This is a genomic window from Mesorhizobium sp. M7D.F.Ca.US.004.03.1.1, from assembly GCF_003998635.1.
Lineage (GTDB): Bacteria > Pseudomonadota > Alphaproteobacteria > Rhizobiales > Rhizobiaceae > Mesorhizobium > Mesorhizobium loti.
On the sequence record NZ_RZQG01000552.1, the window covers coordinates 1 to 4121 of the forward strand.

6 protein-coding genes are annotated in these 4121 nt (G+C 62.5%); 3 read left to right on the top strand and 3 right to left on the bottom strand.

The genetic code is table 11. The features are described 5' to 3' along the window. Nucleotides 1-730 (top strand): sodium/proton-translocating pyrophosphatase (locus EN935_RS25180; protein WP_206534563.1); only part of this gene is annotated, 730 nt, incomplete at its 5' end. Nucleotides 731-808: 78 nt separating this feature from the next. Here the strand turns inward: EN935_RS25180 and EN935_RS25185 are convergent. The 3 genes from EN935_RS25185 to EN935_RS25195 form a co-directional block, all read right to left on the bottom strand. Beyond that, the gene (locus tag EN935_RS25185) at nucleotides 809-1762 is read right to left on the bottom strand and encodes a glycosyltransferase family 2 protein (protein ID WP_245489044.1); all 954 of its coding nucleotides are present in this window, start codon (nucleotides 1760-1762) and stop codon (nucleotides 809-811) included. Between the two features lie 55 nt (nucleotides 1763-1817). After that, the gene (locus EN935_RS25190) at nucleotides 1818-2363 is read right to left on the bottom strand and encodes a dTDP-4-dehydrorhamnose 3,5-epimerase family protein (protein ID WP_164757600.1); all 546 of its coding nucleotides are present in this window, start codon (nucleotides 2361-2363) and stop codon (nucleotides 1818-1820) included. 158 nt (nucleotides 2364-2521) lie between these two features. Further along, nucleotides 2522-3037, bottom strand: coding sequence for an outer membrane protein assembly factor BamE (locus EN935_RS25195; RefSeq protein ID WP_127373717.1), 516 nt, complete (start codon nucleotides 3035-3037; stop codon nucleotides 2522-2524). A gap of 114 nt (nucleotides 3038-3151) precedes the next feature. Here EN935_RS25195 and EN935_RS25200 point away from each other — a divergent pair, with 114 nt between their 5' ends. Further along, nucleotides 3152-3709, top strand: a complete 558-nt coding sequence (locus EN935_RS25200) for a ubiquinol-cytochrome C chaperone family protein (protein WP_127263100.1) — start codon at nucleotides 3152-3154, stop codon at nucleotides 3707-3709. Then, a partial coding sequence (locus EN935_RS25205) for a DUF177 domain-containing protein (protein ID WP_127373718.1) occupies nucleotides 3696-4121 on the top strand: 426 nt, incomplete at its 3' end. The genes EN935_RS25200 and EN935_RS25205, both read left to right, overlap by 14 nt.

Sequence of the window (4121 nt, forward strand, 5' to 3'; positions counted from 1 at the left end):
GGGCTACGCCATCGGTTCGGCCGGTCTCGGCGCGCTGGTGCTGTTTGCCGCCTACTCGAACGACCTGAAGTTCTTTGCCGCCAATGGCGACAAATATCCCTACTTCCAGGGTATGGGCGAGATCTCCTTCGATCTCTCCAACCCCTATGTCGTCGCCGGCCTGATCTTCGGCGGCCTGATCCCGTATCTGTTCGGCGGCATTGCCATGACGGCCGTCGGCCGCGCGGCGGGCGCCATCGTCGAGGAAGTGCGCAAGCAGTTCCGCGAGGATCCGGGCATCATGGCTGGCACCTCGAAGCCGAACTACGCACGCGCGGTCGACCTTCTGACCAAGGCAGCAATCCGCGAGATGATCATCCCGTCGCTGCTGCCGGTGCTGGCGCCGCTCGTCGTCTATTTCGGCGTGCTGCTGATCTCGGGCTCGAAGGCGTCCGCCTTTGCCGCCCTTGGTGCCTCGCTGCTCGGCGTCATCGTCAATGGCCTGTTCGTCGCTATCTCGATGACCTCTGGCGGCGGTGCCTGGGACAACGCCAAGAAGTCTTTCGAAGACGGCTTTGTCGACAAGGACGGCGTCAAGCATCTCAAGGGTTCCGAAGCGCACAAGGCTTCGGTGACCGGCGACACGGTCGGCGATCCCTACAAGGACACCGCTGGCCCGGCCGTCAACCCGGCGATCAAGATCACCAATATCGTGGCGCTCCTGCTACTGGCCGTGCTCGCGCACGGCTGAACAAGGCATCGGCTCGAAAGCAAAACCCGCGGGAGCGATCCCGCGGGTTTTTGTTTGGCTCGGATCAGGCACGGTGCCTCAGCCACCGTTCGGCTTGGCTCCATCGCTCTCGGCAAGCTTGCGGTAGCGGGCCAGCAAATCGTCCCCCCCTGGTTCTCGCGCGGGCATCGCCGGCAGGCCGCGTATCTCACGTAGCCTGGTGACGAAGGCGCCGCGCCCGTATTTGCGGCGAAACTCGACGGATCTCGGATGGATACCGCACGCGGCCCAAAGCCTGCGTTTCAGATAGCTGGATGTCTTCAGGCGAGAGGGGGCCGCCGCTGCGGCAAGAACTTTGACGCGCAGATCGTTCGGCATCAGCATGCCGCTGGCAAGTTCTTCCTGTTCCACCGCCGTGTCTTCGACGTAGCTGCCACTGCGCTGGCCGGAGAAGATACTGAGCACCGTCAGGTGTGGCATGGTCGCGATCGCGGCTCCCTTTCGCCAGGCCCGGAAGAGCCAGTCCTGCGAACTTTCGCAGGAGCATTCGCTGGCAGGGCGCCAGGGGCCGAGCCAGCCCAGCGATGCCCGCCTGGCCATCTGTGCCGATCCGTATCCGGCTGTGATGACGGGATCATAAAACCCGCCCTTGCACATCCCGTAGATTGAGGTCTTGAGAGGATCGCCTTTCACCCGCGCAGGTTCGATGATGGCACCGCGAGCAATGACGATATCGGCGCCGGTCGCATCGATCCAGCCGGTCATCGCCGCGAGATGGTCCGGAAACCAGAGGTCGTCATGGTTGAGCAAGGCCACGAACCGGCCACGTGCCCTGGCAAAGCCGATATTGTTGGGGCCGGATTGCTCGCCGAAATTGACCGGCAGGTTGACATAGACGATGCGCGGATCGCCAAATTCGGCGATGACCGCCGCCGTGTCGGGGCGACAGGCATCGCCAATCACCAGAATTTCAAAGTCCTGCAGGGTCTGGCCCAGCACGCTGCGCAGCGCCTGTCGCAAGGCGGCGGGGCGGTTATGGGTTGCGATCACCACCGAGACGAGCGGCGTGTTCTGCCCGGTTGCATCGGACTGGCCGGGTCGTTCCACGCTATACCAGCTTATAGGGGATGTGTTCCGTGTCCGGCGGCAGGCGCCAATGGTCCGGTGCGTCATACGCATAAGCCTTGTCGACGAGATTGAGCAGCAGGGCGATCTCCGGCCCGAGCGCCTTCACACCGTGCCACACGCCTGGCGGGATGACGACGATCGCCGGTCGCAATGCGCCGACGATCTTGTGCCAGACCGTGCCGAAGCTGGGCGAAGCCTTTCGGCCGTCATAGAGCGATATGCGCACACTGCCGACACAACAGAAAAGCCGATCCAGCGTCACCTTGTGTGCATGCCAGCCGGTCACCGCACCCGGATACATCGTGCGCTGGAAGACCTGGCCGACGGGCAATTGATCGAGATCCCACTCATCCCGGAACACCTCGGTCAGGTAGCCGTTGGACGTCGCGACCGGCCTGATTTCCTTGATCCTGACGCCGTCGATTGCCGGAGGATCGATGGCAAGCCAATCGGATGTGACGATCTGCCGGTCGGGCGTCCCCGTGGCCATCCAGCCGTCCGGTGCTGCGCGTTCGCCACTGTTCATTTTCAAACCCCAAAATCCCGGGGTTTGATACGGGCTTGCCCCATTGCTGGCAAGCCGGGCTTGCTTGGCCATAACAAAAACCCGCAGGATTGCTCCCGCGGGTTTTTGGTCGCCTGAGATGTTACTGCTTCCCGGAGGGGAACTTCAGAGTCTGGAGATCAGGGAGTGCCGCCGCCTGGGATGCCGGGCGCCAGCTTGCTGGCGCCGTTGATGATCTGGCTGAGGAAGTTCTGGTCCTTGCCGCCGGTCGGTGTGGTGCGTGAGACGAAGTCGAACATCTTGCCGTCTTTCAGCCCGTAATTGGCGATCGGGGTGACGCGGCCGTCGGCGCCGAAATAGACCGCCAGCACCTTCTGATCGATGAGCCTGGGCTTGTCGAAGGCGACGTAGCGCTTGCGCGTCTGCGATATGTAATAGAAGGCCTCGTTGTCGAAGGTCGCCGTCGTCGACGGCGTGCCGAGCGCCAGCAACACCTGCTCGCGGCTGGAACCGACTGGTACCGAATCGATTGCCTGCTGGTCGATGACGTAACCCTGCGTCAGCGTCTCGCTGGGGCTGAGGTCACCGATCATCTTGTTGGTGTGGCAGGCGGACAGCGCCGAAACAATCACCAGCAGCGAGATTGCGCCAGCGGGCCTGGACGAGAAGGTCGACTTGAAATTCAGCGCGCGCAACAACAACTCCATTAGCTGGCCGCAACTTGCGCTGGGCCGCGAAACCGGTAAACCAGCTTGCTTGCCGATGCAACAAGGCCACTTCAACAAACGGTCCCCAGGAGACCATCCCCAATGTTCCAGCGCTTTTTTGGCCGCGAACGCCACGCCAACCGCGCTATCACCGAGGCGCTTTACGCACAAATCGTGGCGGCGGCGCGGCAGATCGTGTTTTATTCCCACTGGAATGTGCCAGACACGCCGCTCGGCCGTTTCGAGATGCTGTCGTTGCACATGTTCCTGTTCCAGCATCGGTTGCGCGGTGAGGGCGGCGTGGCGCAAGAGGTCGCTCAGGTGCTGATCGACGAGTTCTTCCTCGACGTCGATCATTCGCTGCGGGAGTTGGGCATTGGCGACGTTGGCGTGCCCAAACGCATGAAAAAGCTGGCAAAGATGTTTTATGGCCGAACCGCCGCCTATGACGATGCCCTGGAAAGAAACGACCGTGACGGGCTCACCGCAGCCCTTGCCCGCAATGTCCGGCCCGACGCCGGCGCCTGGCCGGAAGCATCGCTGCTGGCCGACTATGTCACCGACGCCTGCAACCAGCTGGCCGCGCAGACACCCGAATCGATTGTCTCCGGCACGCTGGCCTTTCCGTCGCCAAGGGAGGTGAACAATGAAGCACATTGACCCGCAAAGCCCGGTATCCTTCCGCGCCAACGTCACGCGCCTGCCGCAGAAAGGTCTGCCGGTGGTTATCGAGGCCGATGCCGCACAGCGTGCAGCGCTGGCCGAGGAGCATGGGCTGATTTCGGTCGAATCCTATCGCGCAGAGCTTCTGGTGGCGTCATGGAAGCGCAATGGCGTGAAGATCAGCGGTCGCATCGAAGCCGACATCACTCAGGCTTGCATCGTCACGCTCGAGCCTGTCGAAGCGCATATCGACGAACCGGTCGAAGCTCTGTTGCTACCTGAAGACTCCAAGCTTGGACGGCAGGGTTTCGACGGCGGCGGCGAGATCCTGCTCGACGCGGAAGGCCCTGACAGTCCCGAAACATTTTCCGGGGACACGATCGATGTCGGGGCACTTGCCGAACAGTAC